Raw genomic sequence first — 17,793 nt, forward strand, 5'->3', positions numbered from 1 at the left:
GGCGGCACGGGTGGGCACAGCCCACGGTGCCGGGGGCCGCGAACGGAGGCGCAAGCACGGTGCAGGCGGGGCGTCGCCCGCGGTGCGGGGAGGAGGGAAGTCCCGCCCAGCGCCCCAGGCACTGGCGGACGGCAGATACTCTGGAAGGCGACCTGTCAGCCCGCCCCCAGATCCGAGGATTCGCGACCGCCGTGTTCGATACTCTCTCCGACCGCCTCGCAGCGACATTCAAGAACCTCCGGGGCAAGGGCCGCCTGTCCGAGGCGGACATCGACGCCACGGCGCGCGAGATCCGCATCGCCCTGCTCGAGGCGGACGTGGCCCTCCCCGTCGTCCGCGCCTTCATCAAGCAGATCAAGGAGCGCGCGGCCGGCGCCGAGGTCTCCCAGGCGCTCAACCCCGCCCAGCAGGTCATCAAGATCGTCAATGAGGAGCTCATTGGCATTCTGGGTGGCGAGACCCGGCGCCTGCGGTTCGCGAAGACCGCGCCGACGGTCATCATGCTCGCGGGTCTGCAGGGTGCCGGTAAGACGACCCTCGCGGGAAAGCTGGGCCTCTGGCTGAAGGGGCAGGGCCACTCCCCGCTCCTGGTGGCGTGTGACCTGCAGCGCCCGAACGCCGTCAACCAGCTGAGCGTCGTCGCGGAGCGCGCCGGCGTCGGCGTCTACGCGCCCCAGCCGGGCAACGGCGTGGGTGACCCGGTCCAGGTCGCCAAGGACTCGGTCGAGTTCGCCAGGACGAAGCAGTACGACGTGGTCATCGTCGACACCGCCGGTCGTCTCGGCATCGACCAGGAGCTGATGCAGCAGGCCGCGGACATCCGCGACGCCGTCAGCCCCGACGAGGTGCTCTTCGTCGTCGACGCGATGATCGGTCAGGACGCCGTCAACACGGCCGAGGCCTTCCGGGACGGCGTCGGCTTCGACGGCGTCGTCCTGTCGAAGCTCGACGGTGACGCCCGTGGTGGTGCCGCGCTGTCGATCGCGCAGGTCACCGGGCGTCAGATCATGTTCGCCTCGAATGGCGAGAAGCTGGACGACTTCGACGCGTTCCACCCGGACCGCATGGCGTCCCGCATCCTCGGCATGGGCGACATGCTCACGCTCATCGAGAAGGCCGAGCAGACCTTCTCGCAGCAAGAGGCCGAGAAGATGGCCTCGAAGTTGGCCTCCAAGAAGGGCCAGGACTTCACGCTCGATGACTTCCTGGCTCAGATGGAGCAGGTCAGGAAGATGGGCAGCATCAGCAAGCTGCTCGGGATGATGCCCGGCATGGGGCAGATCAAGGACCAGATCAACAACCTCGACGAGCGGGACGTCGACCGCACCGCCGCCATCATCAAGTCGATGACGCCCGGCGAGCGCCAGGAGCCGACGATCATCAACGGCTCGCGGCGTGCGCGTATCGCCAAGGGTTCGGGTGTCGAGGTCAGCGCCGTCAAGAACCTGGTGGAGCGGTTCTTCGAGGCGCGGAAGATGATGTCCCGCATGGCCCAGGGCGGCGGCATGCCGGGTATGCCCGGGATGCCGGGCATGGGCGGCGGCGCCGGCAAGCAGAAGAAGAAGCAGAAGCAGGCCAAGGGCAAGCAGCGCTCCGGCAACCCGATGAAGCGCAAGCAGCAGGAGCAGGAGGCCGCCACGCGCCGCGAGCAGGGCGGTCAGCCCGGTGGCGCGTTCGGTCTTCCGGGCGGGCAGGCCGGGCAGGACTTCGAGCTGCCGGACGAGTTCAAGAAGTTCATGGGCTGAGGTTCTCGCCGTCGCGCGCGTTCCTTCTCGTACGAGATCCAGGGCGCTCCTCTACGGAGGGGCGCCCTCGGTGCGTTCCGGGCGGGGGAGCGGGTGCCCGGGTATGCTTTGTGACGTAACGTCCCCATATGAGCAACCCTGTGCCGCCGCGCCAGGCGCCCGATCAGCCGTGGCGCTCCGAGGGCGCGCCCCCGCCCGAGCCCACACCGCCGCCGAAGAAGAAGATGCCGGGCGGGTGGGGGAGTCTCATCCTCACCGCGCTCATCGTCTATCTCATCGCGAACCTCGTGCTGTCGTTCTTCAACGACGGCGACGAGCCGACCATCTCGTACACGGAGTTCAGCAAGCAGGTCGACGACGGCAACGTCACGAAGATCTACGCCAAGGGTGACGCGATCCAGGGGCAGCTCAAGAAGGAGCAGCCGAACCCGGACGGCGACAAGGGGAACTACACCAAGTTCACGACGCAGCGGCCCGCCTTCGCCGACGACAAGCTCTGGGACGACCTGACCAAGCACCAGGTCACCGTCACCGCCGAGCCCGTGGTGCAGGAGCGCAGTTTCCTCTCCAACCTGCTCATCTCGCTCGCCCCGATGCTGCTTCTCGTGGTGCTGTGGATCTTCATCGCGCGGCGCATGAGCGCGGGCATGGGCGGCGGTGGCGGCATGCTCGGGCGCAAGACGCCGCCCAAGCCCGTCGAGCTGGAGCCCGGTGCCAAGCGGACGACGTTCGAGGACGTGGCCGGCATCGACGAGGTCGAGGGCGAGCTCAATGACGTCGTCGACTTCCTGAAGAACCCCGACGCCTATCGCACGATGGGCGCCAAGATGCCGCGCGGCGTGCTCCTCGCGGGGCCGCCCGGCACCGGCAAGACGCTGCTCGCACGCGCCGTCGCGGGCGAGGCGGGCGTGCCTTTCTTCTCCGCGTCCGCCTCGGAGTTCATCGAGATGATCGTGGGCGTGGGCGCCTCGCGCGTACGGGAACTCTTCGCCGAGGCCCGCAAGGTCGCCCCCTCGATCATCTTCATCGACGAGATCGACACCATCGGACGCGCACGGGGTGGCGGCAGCGGGATGGGCGGGCACGACGAGCGCGAGCAGACCCTGAACCAGATCCTCACCGAGATGGACGGCTTCTCGGGCGCGGAAGGCGTCATCGTGCTCGCCGCCACCAACCGGGCCGACATCCTCGACCCCGCCCTCACCAGGCCGGGCCGGTTCGACCGCGTCGTCAACGTCTCGCCCCCCGACCGCGGCGGCCGCGAGGCCATCCTCAAGATCCATACGCGGGCCATTCCGCTGGCCGACGACGTCGACCTCGCCCAAGTCGCCCGTACGACCCCGGGCATGACCGGCGCCGAACTCGCCAACCTCGCCAACGAAGCCGCCCTCCTCGCCGTCAAGCGCAAGCAGAAGACGGTCACGCAGTCCGACCTCTCCGAAGCCATCGAGAAGGTGCAGCTGGGCGCCGAGCGGCCGCTGGTCATGCCGGAGGAGGAGCGTCGGCGCACGGCGTATCACGAGAGCGGGCACGCCCTGCTCGGCATGCTGCAGCCGGGCGCCGACCCGGTCCGCAAGATCACGATCGTCCCGCGCGGGCGGGCCCTCGGCGTGACCCTCTCGACTCCGGACTCCGACAAGTACGCCTACACGGAGGAGTATCTTCGCGGTCGAATTATCGGTGCCCTAGGGGGCATGGCTGCCGAACACGTCGTCTACGGAGTCATCACCACCGGCGCCGAGAACGACCTGGAGCAGGTCACCAACATCGCGCGCGGCATGGTCGGCCGCTGGGGCATGAGCGAGCGCGTGGGCCGTCTGTCGGCCCTCCCGAACGACGCCCAGCAGGCCTACGGACTCGCGGCCGCCCCGGAGACCCTCGACGCCATCGACGGCGAGATGCGGCGGATCGTCGACGAGTGCTACGAGAGCGCCTGCCGCCAGCTGCGCGAGCACCGAGGGCAACTGGACGACCTGGCCGCGGCGTTGCTGGAGAACGAGACGCTGGAGGAGGCGGAGGCGTACCGGGTCGCGGGCATCACACGGATGTCCAAGGACGGCTAGCGCCCCGGCGAGGAGGGCCCGGGCGCCCGATCGGGGTCCTGGCCCCTACGTCGTACGCGCGATCAAGTACCGGAAGACGTTCGGCATCCACACCGTCCCGTCCCTGCGCCGGTGCGGATGCAGCGCCTCAGCGAGTTCCTTGTCGACCTGCGCCTGGTCCGTCGCGCCCACCGCCGCGTCGAACAGCCCCGTCGAGAGCAGCCCGCGGGCCGCGCTCTCCATGTCCGCGTACCCGAAGGGGCACGCCACACGCCCCGAGCCGTCCGGCTTGAGCCCTGCCCTGTGGGCGACCTCCTCCAGGTCGTCCCGCAGCGCGGGGCGCCAACTGCCCGTACTGCGCAGGGGGTCGGCGAGCTTGGTCGCCACCCGCAGGACCGAAGAGGTCGCACACCGCTCCGGCGGACCCCATCCGGCGAGCACCACAGGGGTGCCCCGGGCGGCGAGCGGCGCGGCCGCCTCCAGGAGGGCCGACAGGCCTTCGGAGTCACCGGCCATGCAGCCGATCGGGTGGAACGCCGTCACCATGTTGTACGGGAGTGCGTCCGGGCCCGCCGCGTCCGCCGGGCCGCCCTCCACGAGCCGGGTGTCGGTACGCGCGCGTGCGCCCCCGGCGGTGTCCGGCAGCAGGCGTTCGCGCGCCAGGGCGAGACGTTCGGGGGCCGACGGATCGACGCCGGTGACCGCGGCGCCCCGCGACGCCGCCATCAGCAGGGCGAGGCCGGAGCCGCAGCCGAGGCCGAGGAGCCGGGTGCCCGTGCCCACTTCGAGCCGTTCGTACACCGCCTCGTAGAGCGGGACCAGCATCCGTTCCTGTATCTCCGCCCAGTCACGCGCGCGTGCCCCCAGGTCCACGCGAGGGGTCGCGCCCGCGTGGAGGTGGTGCGACTGCACGAGCGTTGGTGTCATCGAAAGCGCCCCAATCCGCCGAGAGTTACTGCCGTGCCGGAATTCAACGGTTCGTCCGCCCCCGTGTAGTGCGCTCGCACTCCCCCCGTATGCCAGAGAACTCCGCATCCGTCGTGGCGTCCAGAGGTTGTGGGCCAATGCTTGTGTGCCACCGTTGTGCGCCCCCTGGGGGATAAGGATTCCCGCTCTCCGGGGCCCCGCCCCTACGATGCGCGCCATGGCCAAAACACCCGTGCTCACGCCCCAGGCGGACGATTTCCCGCGCTGGTACCAGGACTTGATCAACAAGGCCGAGCTGGCCGACAACGGCCCGGTGCGCGGCACCATGGTGATCCGACCGTACGGGTACGGCCTGTGGGAGCGGATGCAGCAGGACATGGACGCCCGCATCAAGGCGACCGGCACCCAGAACGCGTACTTCCCGCTCTTCATCCCGCAGTCGTACCTGACCAGGGAGGCCGAGCACGTCGAGGGCTTCGCGCCGGAGCTCGCCGTCGTCACGCACGGCGGCGGCAAGGAGCTGGAGGAGCCGGTCGTCGTCCGCCCCACCTCGGAGACGATCGTCAACGAGTACTTCTCCAAGTGGGTGCAGAGCTACCGCGACCTGCCCCTGCTGATCAACCAGTGGGCCAACGTGGTCCGTTGGGAGATGCGCCCGCGCCTGTTCCTGCGCACGTCGGAGTTCCTGTGGCAGGAGGGCCACACCGCCCACGCGACGTACGAAGAGGCCCGCGACTTCGCCGCCCTCATCCACCGCCACGTCTACGGAGACTTCATGCGGGACGTCCTCGCCATGGACTTCGTGCTGGGCCGCAAGACCGCCAAGGAGCGCTTCGCCGGCGCCATCAACACCCTCACGCTCGAAGGCATGATGGGCGACGGCAAGGCCCTCCAGCTCGGCACCAGCCACGAGCTCGGCCAGAACTTCGCCAAGGCCTTCCACACCCAGTACCTGTCCAAGGACGGCAAGCAGGAACTGGTCTGGCAGACCTCCTGGGGCAGTACGACGCGGCTGGTCGGCGCCCTGGTGATGATGCACGGCGACGACGACGGCCTGCGCGTGCCGCCGCGCCTCGCGCCCGTCCAGGCCGTCGTCCTCGCCATCAAGGGGGACGACGCCGTGCTCGCCAAGGTCCGCGAGATCGGCGAGACCCTGACGGCCGCAGGCGTCCGCGTCCAGGTCGACGACCGCACGGACACCCCCTTCGGGAGGCGCGCCGTCGACTGGGAGCTCAAAGGGGTGCCGGTCCGCATCGAGGTCGGCCCGCGCGACCTGGAGAACGGCACCGCGATGCTGGCCCGGCGCATCCGGGGCGGCAAGGAGCCGGTCGCGATCGACGCCCTCGGCGCCCTGCTGCCCACCGTCCTCGAAGAGGACCAGGAACTGCTCCTGACCCAGGCCCGCGAGCGCCGTGAGTCCCGCACCGCGGACGTCCGCACCCTCGACGAGGCCGTGGAGGCGACCGCCGCGGGCAACTGGGCGCGCATCCCCTGGGCCGTGCTCGGCGAAGAAGGCGAGGCCGGGCTGGCCGAGCACTCCGTGACCGTACGGTGTCTGGTCGCGGAGGACGGGGCGGTGCCGGAGGCCGATGAGACCCCGGGTAACGTCGCTCTTGTGGCCCGCTCCTACTGAGGAGGGTGCCTCCGCTACCGACGCGCTCGATCCCGGCTCGTACGCCTGCCTCGGCAACACAAGCCCCGGCGCGAGGAGTTGCCCTACGCGCCGGGGCGTACGCGCCACTACGTACCGGCTTGATGCGAGCTGTGAAGCTTCTCCGCAGATCAGCGCACCCGCCCTCGTCCGGACGCATCAACGGCAACTGACGGGTACGTGCAAATTATTTGAGATGCCCCGGAATGGAACCCCCAGGGCCCCCGGCTCGTTGTTCACGACGTGAGCACGACACCACCTGTTCTCGCCGCAGAGCTGGCACAGGCGTGGGCCGACATTCAGCGGCACCACCCCGAGCTGCCCGACCTTGCCGCGCCCGAATCCCTGATCGGAGAATCGTCGTCCGCCTGCGGCGCCGAGCTCTCCTTCGAGCGACTGCTTCATGAGGCAGTCCATGGCATCGCCGCCTCGCGCGGCGTACGCGACACCTCACGCGCCGGCCGCTATCACAACCGCAGATTCCTGGCGATCGCCGAGGAGCTGGGCCTTGACCACTCCGACGAGCCGCACCCCAGCAGCGGCTTCTCGCTGGTCACGCTCAACCCCGAGGCGAAGAAGCGCTATCGCCCGACGATCGAGCGGCTGCAGCGCGCCCTGAAGGCGCACACCGCAGCGACGACCGCGGACACCGCACGCAGCTTCCGGGGCCCGGCCGCCCGGCACGGCTCCTCCGGAGGCGGCGTGCGCGTCAAGGCGGTCTGCGACTGCGGGCGCAACGTCCGCGTCGTGCCGTCCGTGCTCGCCCAGGCGCCGATCATGTGCGGCGGCTGCGGCAAGCCCTTCCGCATCCCGGAAGCGATCGGCGCGGGCGTGGGCTGAGCTGGTGCGGGGCGGCCGAACCGGGTTTCGGTCGCCCCGTCGGCGTATGGCACAATGGCTAGCTGTACTCGACAGCCGCATAGGACCCCTCTCTCCTCCGGCTGACGCGTCCATCGGGCACTCGAGTACCGCAACCCCACGCGGCATCGTCGTTGTGCCCACCCACGTCAAGACCAGGAGACACCACTCCCGTGGCAGTCAAGATCAAGCTGAAGCGTCTGGGCAAGATCCGTTCGCCTCACTACCGCATCGTCGTCGCCGACTCCCGTACCCGCCGTGACGGCCGGGCCATCGAGGAGATCGGTCTGTACCACCCGGTGCAGAACCCCTCGCGCATCGAGGTCAACTCGGAGCGTGCCCAGTACTGGCTGTCCGTCGGCGCCCAGCCGACCGAGCCGGTCATGGCCATCCTGAAGCTCACCGGTGACTGGCAGAAGCACAAGGGCCTGCCGGCCCCGGCGCCGCTGCTCGTCGCGGAGCCCAAGGACAAGCGCGCCGCGTTCGAGGCCTTCACCAAGGGTCTCGAGGGCGACGACGCCAAGGGCGAGGCCATCACCCAGAAGGCCAAGAAGGCTGACAAGAAGGCGGACGAGGCCGAGGTCGCGTCCACCGAGTCGACCGAGGCCTGAGCATGCTCGAGGAGGCTCTCGAGCACCTCGTGAAGGGCATCGTCGACAACCCCGACGACGTGCAGGTCGCCTCGCGCAACCTGCGCCGCGGACGCGTCCTCGAGGTCCGGGTCCATCCCGACGACCTCGGCAAGGTGATCGGCCGTAACGGCCGCACCGCGCGCGCTCTGCGTACCGTCGTGGGCGCCATCGGCGGCCGCGGTGTCCGCGTCGACCTCGTCGACGTGGACCAGGTTCGCTGAACCGGGTTCCCAGGACCGATAGGTTCGTAGAACCACAGCAGCACCGGCTCGGGCCGGGGAGGGCTTCAGGGCCTTCCCCGGCCCGTAGTCGTTGGATGAGGAGAAACGCAGTGCAGTTGGTAGTCGCCCGCATCGGCCGGGCCCACGGCATCAAGGGCGAGGTCACCGTCGAGGTCCGCACCGACGAGCCGGAGCTGCGGCTCGGCCCCGGCGCCGTGCTCGCCACCGACCCCGCCGCCACGGGTCCGCTGACCATCGAGACCGGCCGGGTGCACAGCGGCCGCCTCCTGCTGCGCTTCGAGGGCGTGCGCGACCGCACGGGCGCCGAGGCGCTGCGCAACACGCTCCTGATCGCCGAGGTGGACCCGGAAGAGCTCCCCGAGGACGAGGACGAGTACTACGACCACCAGCTCATGGACCTCGACGTCGTCACCAAGGACGGCACCGAGGTCGGCCGGATCACCGAGATCTCGCACCTGCCCTCGCAGGACCTGTTCATCGTGGAGCGCCCCGACGGCAGCGAGGTCATGATCCCCTTCGTCGAGGAGATCGTCACCGAGATCGACCTGGAGGAGCAGCGGGCGGTCATCGACCCGCCTCCGGGGCTCATCGACGACCGCGCCGAGATCGCCTCCACGCGCGACGCCGAAGCGGCTTCGGAGGACCAGGCGTAATGCGGCTCGACGTCGTCACGATCTTCCCCGAGTACCTGGAACCCCTGAACGTCTCCCTCGTGGGCAAGGCACGCGCGCGTGGGCAGCTCGACGTCAACGTGCACGACCTCAGGGAGTGGACGTACGACCGCCACAACACGGTCGACGACACCCCCTACGGCGGCGGCCCCGGCATGGTCATGAAGACCGACCCCTGGGGCGCGGCACTCGACGACGTGCTCGCCGACGGGTACGAGAGCGGGGCGCACGGGCCCGTCCTGGTCGTCCCCACGCCCAGCGGACGCCCCTTCACCCAGGAACTCGCCGTCGAACTCTCCGAGCGCCCCTGGCTGGTCTTCACGCCCGCGCGCTACGAGGGCATCGACCGCCGCGTCATGGACGAGTACGCGACCCGTATGCCCGTCTACGAGGTATCCATCGGCGACTACGTCCTCGCGGGCGGAGAAGCCGCCGTACTCGTCGTCACGGAGGCAGTGGCCCGGCTCCTGCCCGGTGTCCTGGGCAACGCCGAGTCCCACCAGGACGACTCCTTCGCGCCCGGAGCCATGGCCAACCTGCTCGAAGGCCCCGTCTACACGAAGCCTCCCCAGTGGCGCGGGCACGGCATCCCGGACGTCCTGCTCAGCGGCCACCACGGCAAGATCGCGCGCTGGCGCCGTGACGAGGCGCTGCGGCGCACCACCCGCAACAGGCCCGATCTGATCGAGCGTTGCGACCCCGGCGCCTTCGACAAGAAGGACCGCGAGATGCTCTCGATCCTGGGGTGGCGGCCGGGGCCCGACGGCCGATTTGGGCGAGACCCCGAAGCCGTGGAAGAATAGACCGCTGCTGTACGTCCAGCGTGCGCCCCTGCCACAGGGGGATCGACCGTTGCTCACCGTGTACACGGGGATGGTCCAGACGCCCGCCCGACGCGATCAGCTAACGAATCCTTCATCACGAACTCCCGCTGATGACCTGTGGCATCGGCGAAGAAAGCAGACGATCATGGCTAACCTGCTCGACTCGGTCGACAGCGCGTCGCTGCGCAGCGACATCCCGTCCTTCCGCCCGGGTGACACCGTCAACGTCCACGTCCGCGTCATCGAGGGCAACCGCTCCCGTGTGCAGCAGTTCAAGGGCGTAGTCATCCGTCGCCAGGGTGCCGGCGTGCGCGAGACCTTCACGGTGCGCAAGGTCTCCTTCTCCGTCGGCGTCGAGCGCACGTTCCCGGTGCACACCCCGATCGTCGAGAAGATCGAGCTCGTCACCCGCGGTGACGTCCGTCGCGCGAAGCTGTACTACCTCCGTGACCTGCGCGGCAAGGCCGCGAAGATCAAGGAGAAGCGCGACAGCTGAGCTCGCGCGCGGGTCCACATCGGGGCCGGATAGCATCTGGCCCCGATGGACACCGAAGCACGGCACACGGAGCGCGACCGCTCCTCCCCACCCTCCGATTCCGGAGACGTCACGAACGTCCCCGAAGCATCCGAGGAGGCGGAGGAACGGTCGCGCTCCGTTTTCATGTCACTGGTCTCCTGGCTGCCGGGCGGCCGGATCACCCTGTCGATCCTGGTGTGCATGGGGTTCCTGCTGCTCCTGAGCACATTCGTGGTGCAGCCCTTCCAGATCCCCAGCGGCTCCATGGAGCCCGCGTTCCGGGTCGGGGACCGCGTGCTCGTCAACAAGTTGGCGTACCGTTTCGGTTCCGAGCCGCAGCGGGGTGACGCGGTCGTCTTCGACGGCAGCGGCTACTTCGGAGACGCCAACTACATCAAGCGGGTCGTGGGCACAGGGGGAGACCGGGTGGTCTGCTGCGACAGGCGGGGGAGGGTCAAGGTGAACGGCGAGCCCATCGACGAGCCGTACCTGTACCCCGGCGACACCCCCTCGCAGGTGCCCTTCAAAGCCGTCGTCCCTGAAGACAGCCTCTTCGTCCTCGGCGACCACCGCAGCGACTCCCGGGACTCCCGCGACCATCTGGGGCAGCCCGGCGGCGGCATGGTCCCCGTCGACGAGGTGATCGGCAGGGCCGACTGGATCGTCTGGCCCATCGGCCACTGGACGTCCCTGGAGCGCCCCGACAGCTACGCGCGCGTGCCGGCACCAGGCGGCGCGCATGGGTAGCCGCGGGCGGACACGCTCCGGCCACCGTGCGGACACCGGGCTGCCCACCGGGTCCCGGCCGACCGGCGATCCCGTACTGCCGGGCCGGGCCGAGCGGCGCAAGCTGGCCAAGAAGGTCAAGCGGCGCAGGCGGCGTTCGGCGATCAAGGAGATACCCCTCCTCATAGGCGTGGCCCTGCTGATAGCCCTCGTCCTGAAGACCTTCCTGGTGCAGGCCTTCGTGATCCCCTCGGGTTCCATGGAGCAGACGATCCGGATCGGTGACCGGGTCCTGGTCGACAAACTCACACCCTGGTTCGGGTCGAAGCCGGAACGCGGCGACGTCGTCGTCTTCAAGGACCCCGGCAACTGGCTCGAAGAGGAACAGGGCAAGAAGAAGGACGACCCCGTGGTCGTCAAACAGATCAAGGAAGGCCTCACCCAGATCGGTCTGCTGCCCTCCGACAGCGAACGGGACCTGATCAAGCGCGTCGTCGGCGTCGGCGGCGACACCGTGCAGTGCTGCGACAAGAACGACAAGGTCACCGTCAACGGAGTGCCGCTCGACGAGCCGTACATCCACCCCGGGGACAAGCCCTCGGCCTTCGAGTTCAAGGTGAAGGTCCCTAAGGGGCGCCTGTTCATGATGGGCGACCACCGCAGCGACTCGGCCGACTCCCGGTTCCACCGCACCGAGAAGTTCAGCGGCACCGTCGCCGAGGACCAGGTGGTGGGGCGGGCTCTGGTCATCGCCTGGCCCTTCGGCCACTGGCGCAAACTGGAAGAGCCGGACACGTACGCGTCCGTACCCGACGCGCGTGCGGGGTCGGACACCGTCACAGGGGCGTCGCATAGGGTGGCCCCCGGCGATCGATACGGATTGATCCGACTCCCGACCCCTGCGGAACTCCCGCTCGTTATGGGAGTGGTGGGCCTGCATCGCATCTGGGGCAGGCGGCGGCACGGACTGAGGAGTGGATGTGGGGGATTTGGCGGTCGGCGCACGATCCGGACACGAAGGGCCCGAGGAGCGGCCGGGGCGATCCGACGAGCCGGTCGACGAGGCCGTCGCGGACGGTGTGAACCCCGGGAGTGACGCCGTGGGAGGCGACGGCGAGGCGAAGAGCGGGCAGGACGGCAAGCGGCCGAAGAAGCCCCGCTCCTTCTGGAAGGAGCTTCCGCTCCTCATCGGCATCGCCCTCGTCCTGGCCCTGGTCATCAAGACCTTCCTGGTGCAGGCGTTCTCGATCCCCTCGGACTCGATGCAGGACACGCTCCAGCAGGGCGACCGGGTCCTCGTCGACAAGCTGACGCCGTGGTTCGGCTCCGAGCCCGAGCGTGGCGAGGTCGTCGTCTTCCGGGACCCGGGCCACTGGCTCGACGGCGAGCCGACCCCCGACCCGAACGCGGTCCAGCGGGTGCTCGGCTGGGTCGGTCTGATGCCGTCCGCCGACGAGAAGGACCTCATCAAGCGCGTCATCGGCGTCGGCGGCGACACCGTGGAGTGCAAGGGCACCGGACCGGTGAAGGTCAACGGCAAGGCGCTGAACGAGCCGTACGTCTTCCCCGGGAACACCCCGTGCACCGTCGACGACCAGGGCGGCCAGTTCAAGGTCACCGTTCCCAAGGGCAAAATCTGGGTCATGGGTGACCACCGGCAGAACTCGCTGGACTCCCGCTACCACCAGAACCAGCCCGGCGGCGGTGCGGTGCCCGTGGACAACGTCGTGGGCCGCGCCATCGTGATCGCCTGGCCGCCCACCCGCTGGGCGACGCTGCCCAAGCCGGACACCTTCGACCAGCCGGGCATCAACGCGCTCGCCGGTGCGGCCCCGGGCGCCCTCGGGCTCGCCGGTGCGGTGCCGATCGTGCTGTGGCGCAGGCGTCGGCTCACGGTGGCGGCCGCACAGGGCGCGAGGGTTACTGGTGGAGGTACCGACAGGTAGGGTGCCGTCCCAGATCGCCGATCTTCCGCCGTACCCACGGGCGGCGGGGTCGTCTTGAGACGGGGGAGCACCGGGATGAGCAGGACACGTCGTACGGACGAGGGCCGCGGACGGCTCGGCAGCGTGCTGTCGGGTGTCGCCGTGGCCCTCGGCTGTGTGCTCTTCCTCGGCGGGTTTGCCTGGGGCGCCGTCCAGTACCAGCCGTACACCGTCCCGACCGGATCCATGACGCCGACCATCGGCTCCGGTGACCGGGTTCTCGCGCAGCGGATAGACGGCGACGACGTGCGCCGCGGTGATGTCGTCGTCTTCAAGCAGTCGACCTGGGGCGACCTGCCCATGGTCAAGCGCGTGGTCGGCGTCGGCGGCGACAGGATCGCCTGCTGCGAGGACGGCAAGCTGACCGTCAACGGCAAGGAAGTCGCAGAACCGTATCTCCCCGAGGGCAAGGGCGCGTCGGCCACCGGCATCCCCACCACGACCGTCCCCAAGGGCCGCCTCTTCCTGCTCGGCGACGAGCGCAGCGGCTCCCTGGACTCCAGCGTGCACCTGGGCGACGCGGACCACGGCTCGGTGCCGCGCGATGCCGTACAGGCGCGGGTCGACGCGGTGGCCTGGCCCATGGACAAGTTCGGGATGCTCGAACGCCCCGAGGGCTTCGCGGACATGCCGGGCGGCATCTCCCGGCCGGGGCCGCTGCGGATGGTGGTGATCGCGGTGGTGGCCGGCATGGTGCTCGTCCTCGGCGGCGCGGCGTACGGCCCGATCGCCAAGCGGATCGGCCGCAGGCGCGGGACGAGCAGCCCGCGGGAGGCGGCCACCGGTGTCGGATGAGGAAGCCGTGTCGCCCATGACGTCCGAGTCCGGGCGGCCGCTGCGCAGGGTCGCGCGGGTGGTGCTCCTCGACCCGTGCGACCGCATCCTGCTGCTGTACGGCCATGAGCCGGAGGACCCGGCGGACGACTGGTGGTTCACGCCGGGCGGCGGCCTGGAGGGCGACGAGACGCGCGAGCAGGCGGCCCTGCGCGAGCTGCGCGAGGAGACGGGCATCACGGACGTCGAGCTCGGCCCCGTCCTGTGGCAGCGGATCTGCTCCTTCCCGTTCGACGGGCGGCGCTGGGACCAGGACGAGTGGTACTTCCTCGCCCGTACGTCACAGACGGCGACCGCCCCCGAAGGGCTGACGGAGCTGGAACGGCGCAGTGTCGCCGGAGCACGTTGGTGGTCGTGCCGGGAACTGACCGAGGCTCATGAGACGGTGTATCCGACCAGGCTCGCCGAGCTGCTTCGCAGACTGCTCGACGAGGGGCCCCCGAACCGGCCCGAGATCCTCGACACGGAAATCGTGTAGGGGCTCGCGGGGCTGACGCACAATAGGGGGACGCACGGCTGAAGGGGAACATGCCATGAGCGCCGAGGACCTCGAGAAGTACGAGACCGAGATGGAGCTGAAGCTCTACCGGGAGTACCGCGATGTCGTCGGTCTGTTCAAATACGTGATCGAGACCGAACGGCGCTTCTACCTCACCAATGACTACGAGATGCAGGTGCACTCGGTCCAGGGCGAGGTGTTCTTCGAGGTGTCCATGGCGGACGCCTGGGTGTGGGACATGTACAGGCCCGCCCGTTTCGTGAAGCAGGTGCGGGTCCTCACGTTCAAGGACGTGAACATCGAGGAGCTGAACAAGAGCGACCTCGAGCTTCCGGGCGGCTGAGCACCGCCGGGGCGCGGGGGCGTTCACGTTCACTCGGCCGGGTGGCGGAGTTTTCCACAACCGGCGAGTAGTGCACCAAGATCCAATAGGTGCGCGCTGATCCGTGACCGTGGGTGCCGGAGGTGGTGCCCACATGAACGCACGGGGAGCACTCGGGAAGTACGGCGAAGAACTGGCCGCGCGGCGGCTGGTCGAGTCCGGCATGACGGTTCTGGAGCGCAACTGGCGCGCGGGCAGAGCCGGTGAGATCGACATCGTGGCGATGGACGGCGAGGCCCTCGTCGTCTGCGAGGTCAAGACGCGCAGGGCGGGCCTCGCGGGCCTGCCCTTCGAACACCCCATGGCATCCGTCGGCCCGGCCAAGGTGGCACGGCTGCGGCGGCTTGCTGAGCACTGGATCGAGGAGCGCGGAGGACTACCGCCCGGCGGCGTCCGCATCGACCTGGTCGGCGTCGTGGTCCCCCGGCGCGGCGCACCCGTCGTCGAGCACGCGCGAGGGGTGTCCTGATGGGATTCGCGCGTACGTGTTCCGTGGCCCTGGTCGGCGTCGAGGGCGTGGTCGTCGAGGTGCAGGCCGATCTGGAGCCCGGCGTCGCGGCCTTCACGCTGGTGGGACTGCCTGACAAGAGCCTGACCGAGAGCCGCGACAGGGTCAGGGCGGCGGTGGTCAACTCGGGCGGCGAATGGCCCCAGAAGAAGCTCACCGTGGGGCTGAGCCCGGCGTCGGTGCCCAAAGGCGGCAGCGGCTTCGATCTCGCGGTGGCCTGTGCCGTGCTCGGGGCGTCCGAGCGGATCGACCCGAGAGTGCTCGCCGACATCGTGATGATCGGCGAGCTGGGACTCGACGGACGGGTGCGGCCCGTCCGCGGAGTCCTGCCCGCCGTCCTCGCGGCGGCCGACGCGGGGTACGAACAGGTGGTCGTCCCCGAGTGCACCGCCGCCGAAGCCTCCCTCGTGCCGGGCGTCTCGGTCCTCGGCGTACGGAGCCTGCGACAACTCGTCGCGGTCCTCACCGACGAGCCGGTGCCGGACGAGGAACCGGAGGAGGCGGGGCGGCCCGACCCGATGCTCGCCGGGCTCTGCGTGCCGGGCACGGGGGTCGGCACGGGCCTCAGCGGCGCCCTGGACGACGCCCACGCCCTCGACCTGGCCGAGGTCGTGGGGCAGACGTCGGCACGCACCGCCGTGGAGGTGGCCGCGGCCGGATCGCACCACCTCTTCCTCCAGGGACCGCCGGGAGCCGGGAAGACGATGCTCGCGGAGCGGCTGCCCGCCATCCTGCCCCGGCTGTCCCGCGAGGAATCGCTCGAGGTCACTGCCGTGCACTCGGTCGCGGGCATGCTGCCTCCGGGCAGGCCACTGGTGGACGTCGCGCCGTACTGCGCGCCGCACCACTCCGCGACGATGCAGTCGCTGGTGGGCGGCGGCAAGGGGATCGCCAGGCCCGGCGCGGTCTCGCTCGCCCACCGAGGCGTGCTCTTCCTGGACGAGGCACCGGAATTCAGCAGCCAGTCCCTGGACTCCCTGCGCCAGCCCCTCGAATCCGGGCATGTGGTGATCGCACGCAGCGCCGGAGTGGTGCGGCTGCCCGCCAAGTTCCTGATGGTGCTCGCCGCCAACCCCTGTCCCTGCGGTCGGCATACGTTGCTGGGGGACGGCTGCGAGTGCCCCGCGTCCGTCGTCCGCCGGTATCAGGCACGGCTCTCCGGCCCGCTGCTCGACCGCGTCGACCTGAAGGTGGAGGTGGAGCCCGTCACCCGGTCCGAACTGGCGGGGTACGGCACGCCGGGGGAGACCACGCGGACCGTCGCCGACCGGGTCCGTGCCGCGCGTGAGAGAGCGGTCGCCAGGCTGGTCGGCACCGGCTGGCGGACCAACAGCGAGGTCCCGGGGCACGCGCTGCGCACACGCTGGCCCGCGGCACCCGGCGCCCTGGACGCGGCCGAGCTCGACCTGGAGCGCGGCTTCCTGACCGCCCGTGGACTCGACCGCGTCCTGCGGGTGGCGTGGACCGTCGCGGACCTCGCGGGGCACGACAGGCCCTCCGCGCAGGATGTGGCCCTGGCGCTGCAGCTGCGCACCGGAATCGCGCGCGGCGTGCCCATGGCGATCGGATCGGGGACATGACCACCGGATCCGCGCCGGGCGAGGAGCGGCTCGCCCGGGTCGCACTGACGCGGGTGCTCGAACCGGGAGACGCCGTGGCCGGGCGGTGGCTCCGCGAACACGGGGCCGTCGAGGTGCTGCACCGGATCGGCGCGGGCGACGAGCGGCTGCCGGGCGTGACCGGGCGCCGGTGGGAAGGGCTGCGGGCGCGGGCCGCCAGGATACGGCCCGAGCAGGACCTTGAGGTGGCGCGGGGCGTCGGGGCGCGATTCGTGATCCCGGGGGACGGGGAGTGGCCGGTGCCCCTGGACGACCTGGGCGACGCACGGCCGGTCGGGCTCTGGGTGCGCGGACGGCCCTCCCTGCGGTTATGGGCGCTGCGGTCCGTCGCCGTCGTCGGGGCGCGGGCCTGCACGGAGTACGGCGCGCACATGGCGGCGGGGATCGGCGCGGGGCTCGCGGAGCGCGGCTGGGTCGTGGTGTCCGGTGGGGCGTACGGCGTGGATGGCGCCGCGCACCGGGGAGCGCTGGGCGCCGGTGGGGCGACCGTGGCGGTGCTCGCCTGCGGGGTGGACCGGCCCTATCCGCGCGGGCATGCCCAGTTGATCGGGCGGATCGCGGAACAGGGCCTCGTCGTCGGGGAGTTGCCGCCGGGCGATCATCCGACGCCGAGCCGGTTCATCCTGCGGAACAGAGTGATCGCCGCGCTGACCCGGGGCACGGTGGTGGTCGAGGCCGCGTACCGGAGCGGCGCACTCGCCACGGCGCGCGGCGCCCAGGAGTTGGGGCGCTTCACCATGGGGGTGCCGGGGCCCGCGACCAGCGGACTCTCCGCCGGGGTGCATGAACTCCTGCGGGGCGACGGTGTCCTCGTGACCGATGCCGCGGAAGTCGTCGAGCTGGTCGGGGACATGGGCGAGCTGGCGCCGGAGCGGCGGGGCCCCGTCGTGCCGCGCGATCTGCTCGCCCCGGGAGCGGCGAGGGTGCTGGCCGCGCTGCCCGCGCAGGGGTGCACGGTGGCATGCGACATCGCTCGTGGCGCGGGGACGACCGAGGACGACGCCGTAAGTCGACTGTACGAGCTTCGCTCTCTCGGGTTCGTCGAACGACACGGCGATGGCTGGCAGTTGACACGCCAGGCGTTTCTGTCCGTCTCCAGCGCCGGAGGTGAATCGTGACCGAGCGTGTTCC

19 protein-coding genes are annotated in these 17,793 nt (G+C 70.3%); 18 read left to right on the forward strand and 1 reads right to left on the reverse strand.

The annotated features are described in order from the left end of the window. The first annotated feature begins 191 nt into the window (after positions 1-191). Positions 192-1,745, forward strand: a complete 1,554-nt coding sequence (gene ffh / locus ACFWZ2_RS33995; RefSeq protein WP_384552334.1) for a signal recognition particle protein — start codon at positions 192-194, stop codon at positions 1,743-1,745. Between the two features lie 128 nt (positions 1,746-1,873). Beyond that, complete coding sequence (ftsH, locus tag ACFWZ2_RS34000; RefSeq protein ID WP_384552336.1) at positions 1,874-3,808, forward strand: ATP-dependent zinc metalloprotease FtsH; 1,935 nt, start codon at positions 1,874-1,876, stop codon at positions 3,806-3,808. A gap of 45 nt (positions 3,809-3,853) precedes the next feature. Here the strand turns inward: ftsH and ACFWZ2_RS34005 are convergent, their stop codons facing one another. Next, positions 3,854-4,714, reverse strand: coding sequence for an SAM-dependent methyltransferase (locus tag ACFWZ2_RS34005; protein ID WP_384552338.1), 861 nt, complete (start codon positions 4,712-4,714; stop codon positions 3,854-3,856). Between the two features lie 217 nt (positions 4,715-4,931). Between ACFWZ2_RS34005 and proS the strand changes: the two genes are divergently transcribed. The 16 genes from proS to dprA all read left to right on the forward strand — a co-directional run bounded on the left by proS (position 4,932) and on the right by dprA (position 17,780). Continuing rightward, positions 4,932-6,347 (forward strand): proline--tRNA ligase, encoded by a 1,416-nt coding sequence (gene proS / locus ACFWZ2_RS34010; protein WP_384552340.1) that lies wholly within the window; start codon positions 4,932-4,934, stop codon positions 6,345-6,347. A 261-nt stretch (positions 6,348-6,608) separates the two neighbouring features. After that, positions 6,609-7,205 (forward strand): hypothetical protein, encoded by a 597-nt coding sequence (locus ACFWZ2_RS34015; protein ID WP_384552342.1) that lies wholly within the window; start codon positions 6,609-6,611, stop codon positions 7,203-7,205. 191 nt (positions 7,206-7,396) lie between these two features. Then, entirely contained in the window at positions 7,397-7,834 is a 438-nt protein-coding gene (gene rpsP, locus ACFWZ2_RS34020) for a 30S ribosomal protein S16 (protein WP_384552344.1), read from the forward strand. A gap of 2 nt (positions 7,835-7,836) precedes the next feature. Further along, entirely contained in the window at positions 7,837-8,076 is a 240-nt protein-coding gene (locus tag ACFWZ2_RS34025) for an RNA-binding protein (RefSeq protein ID WP_014176063.1), read from the forward strand. 110 nt (positions 8,077-8,186) lie between these two features. Then, positions 8,187-8,750, forward strand: a complete 564-nt coding sequence (rimM, locus tag ACFWZ2_RS34030; protein ID WP_384552347.1) for a ribosome maturation factor RimM — start codon at positions 8,187-8,189, stop codon at positions 8,748-8,750. Then, positions 8,750-9,571 carry a tRNA (guanosine(37)-N1)-methyltransferase TrmD gene (trmD, locus tag ACFWZ2_RS34035; protein WP_384552349.1) on the forward strand — a complete coding sequence of 274 codons (822 nt, stop codon included), beginning with the start codon at positions 8,750-8,752 and terminating at the stop codon, positions 9,569-9,571. The genes rimM and trmD overlap by 1 nt, the downstream gene beginning before the upstream one ends. 166 nt (positions 9,572-9,737) lie before the next feature. Continuing rightward, the gene (gene rplS / locus ACFWZ2_RS34040) at positions 9,738-10,088 is read left to right on the forward strand and encodes a 50S ribosomal protein L19 (protein WP_384552351.1); all 351 of its coding nucleotides are present in this window, start codon (positions 9,738-9,740) and stop codon (positions 10,086-10,088) included. 45 nt (positions 10,089-10,133) lie between these two features. Beyond that, positions 10,134-10,856 carry a signal peptidase I gene (gene lepB / locus ACFWZ2_RS34045; protein WP_384552353.1) on the forward strand — a complete coding sequence of 241 codons (723 nt, stop codon included), beginning with the start codon at positions 10,134-10,136 and terminating at the stop codon, positions 10,854-10,856. Continuing rightward, positions 10,849-11,931 (forward strand): signal peptidase I, encoded by a 1,083-nt coding sequence (lepB, locus tag ACFWZ2_RS34050; protein ID WP_384552355.1) that lies wholly within the window; start codon positions 10,849-10,851, stop codon positions 11,929-11,931. The genes lepB (ACFWZ2_RS34045) and lepB (ACFWZ2_RS34050) overlap by 8 nt, the downstream gene beginning before the upstream one ends. After that, positions 11,816-12,781 (forward strand): signal peptidase I, encoded by a 966-nt coding sequence (gene lepB, locus ACFWZ2_RS34055; protein ID WP_384552356.1) that lies wholly within the window; start codon positions 11,816-11,818, stop codon positions 12,779-12,781. Before lepB (ACFWZ2_RS34050) ends, lepB (ACFWZ2_RS34055) begins: the two co-directional genes overlap by 116 nt. A gap of 75 nt (positions 12,782-12,856) precedes the next feature. Further along, a complete protein-coding gene (gene lepB / locus ACFWZ2_RS34060) occupies positions 12,857-13,615 on the forward strand; it encodes a signal peptidase I (RefSeq protein ID WP_384552358.1) in 759 nt (252 codons plus the stop codon). Between the two features lie 16 nt (positions 13,616-13,631). After that, positions 13,632-14,132, forward strand: coding sequence for an NUDIX hydrolase (locus ACFWZ2_RS34065; RefSeq protein ID WP_384552360.1), 501 nt, complete (start codon positions 13,632-13,634; stop codon positions 14,130-14,132). A 55-nt stretch (positions 14,133-14,187) separates the two neighbouring features. Next, positions 14,188-14,496: a DUF2469 domain-containing protein gene (locus ACFWZ2_RS34070; protein WP_003965949.1), complete on the forward strand. Its 309-nt coding sequence runs from the start codon at positions 14,188-14,190 to the stop codon at positions 14,494-14,496. Positions 14,497-14,629: 133 nt separating this feature from the next. After that, a complete protein-coding gene (locus tag ACFWZ2_RS34075) occupies positions 14,630-15,004 on the forward strand; it encodes a YraN family protein (protein WP_384552362.1) in 375 nt (124 codons plus the stop codon). Then, entirely contained in the window at positions 15,004-16,623 is a 1,620-nt protein-coding gene (locus tag ACFWZ2_RS34080; protein WP_384552364.1) for a YifB family Mg chelatase-like AAA ATPase, read from the forward strand. The genes ACFWZ2_RS34075 and ACFWZ2_RS34080 overlap by 1 nt, the downstream gene beginning before the upstream one ends. Next, positions 16,620-17,780, forward strand: coding sequence for a DNA-processing protein DprA (gene dprA / locus ACFWZ2_RS34085; RefSeq protein WP_384552366.1), 1,161 nt, complete (start codon positions 16,620-16,622; stop codon positions 17,778-17,780). The genes ACFWZ2_RS34080 and dprA overlap by 4 nt, the downstream gene beginning before the upstream one ends. Positions 17,781-17,793 lie beyond the last annotated feature (13 nt).

The organism is Streptomyces sp. NPDC059002 (assembly GCF_042740435.1).
Classification (GTDB): Bacteria; Actinomycetota; Actinomycetes; order Streptomycetales; family Streptomycetaceae; genus Streptomyces.